The organism is Moorena sp. SIO4G3 (genome assembly GCF_010692305.1).
GTDB classification, from domain to species: domain Bacteria; phylum Cyanobacteriota; class Cyanobacteriia; order Cyanobacteriales; family Coleofasciculaceae; genus Moorena; species Moorena producens_A.
The window spans coordinates 1-1476 of the sequence record NZ_JAAHIG010000724.1; the positions used below are offsets into that span (position 1 = coordinate 1).

Genomic DNA, 1476 nt, shown 5'->3' on the forward strand with positions numbered 1-1476 from the left:
TCTGGGAACTAGAACCATTTGCTTCCGGTCTAGGGGGAAGTCTTGGGGGAGGTTGTCGAGAAACTGTTGTGCAGCATAGTATTCTTTAGAGTTTGGGAAGATAGGTTGGGTTCTAGAATGGGCTAACTTGACCCAGAGCAGATGCCTCACTTCTCCGCACATCTGAGTCTGGATAATCCAGGGATTTAATTAACGCCTCAAACTCCTCAGTTGGCACTTCTAGCCCAAGGGCAAAGACATCTAAATTCTAGAAGCCTTACTCAGAAGAGATTTCAAAATTCACAAGCATAAGTACTTATCCTATCAATCTCATATCCAGTAGGCATTTCAAAATAAGATGCGTTTACCCTCAGTTCTACCCCCATTTTTCCCAGAGCTTTTGCCGCACTATAACGCACATATGAATTGTCATCATCCAGGCATTTAATTAACGGCTCAATTGCCACTTCTGCCCCGATTTCCCCTAGAGCTTTTGCCGCACTATAACGCACATATGAGTTTTTATCATTCAGGCATTTAATTAATGGCTTAATTGCCACTTTTGCCCCGATTTTTCCTAGAGCTTCCGCCCCACTATAACGCACATATGAGTTGTCATCATCCAGGCATTTAATTAACGGGTATATCGCTACTTCTGTCCCAATTTCACCCAGAGCTTCTGCCGCACTACGACGCACCAAATAGTAGTCATCATCCAGACATTTAATTAACGGGTATATCGCCATTTCTGTCCCGATTTTTCCCAGAGCTTCTGCCGCACTACGACGCACCAAATAGTAGTCATCATCCAGACATTTAATTAACGGGTATATCGCCACTTCTGTCCCGATTTTTCCCAGAGCTTCTACCGCACTACTACGCACCAAATAGTAGTCATCATCCAGGCATTTAATTAACGGGTATATCGCCACTTCTGTCCCGATTTTTCCCAGAGCTTCTGCCGCACTACGACGCACCAAATAGTAGTCATCATCCAGGCATTTAATTAACGGGTATATCGCCACTTCTGTCCCGATTTTTTCTAGAGCTTTTACCGTAGTAAGACGCACAGATGAGTTGTAATGATCGAGGCATTTAATTAGCTCAGGTATAGCTTTTTCTGATTGAGTTATTTCCAACAGCTGAATCTTCCTAAGTAAGCTCGGAACCTTTAACCGAGCCACTAACTCAACAGTCTGCTCCTGAAACTCCGGTTTTACTGCTCCTGCTAACCTGGCTCCCAGTGGCGAATCCACTTCTAACCCTAACCTTACCACCCGCTGGGCTTGGTTTTGATTGTCTACTAATTGTAGCATCCCGACCAGAGTTTCCGTCCATTTCAAATCATTGAGATAGTTCTGTTGCAACTCCTGGGGGGGCGACAAGCGCCCTGTAACCCTTGATATATCTTAAATTGAGCGAATTATGGTAAAAAAAAGATAGGTCAGAAATTGTCAATACGACCTATCAATTGAAAATGCTACCAGAATTATATCA

At 43.6% G+C, this 1476-nt stretch carries 1 protein-coding gene; it reads right to left on the reverse strand.

Going from position 1 to position 1476, the window contains the following annotated elements; all coding sequences use genetic code 11:
- Positions 1-272: 272 nt before the first annotated feature.
- Positions 273-1346: a HEAT repeat domain-containing protein gene (locus tag F6J99_RS44945; protein WP_293123906.1), complete on the reverse strand. Its 1074-nt coding sequence runs from the start codon at positions 1344-1346 to the stop codon at positions 273-275.
- Between the last annotated feature and the right edge of the window lie 130 nt (positions 1347-1476).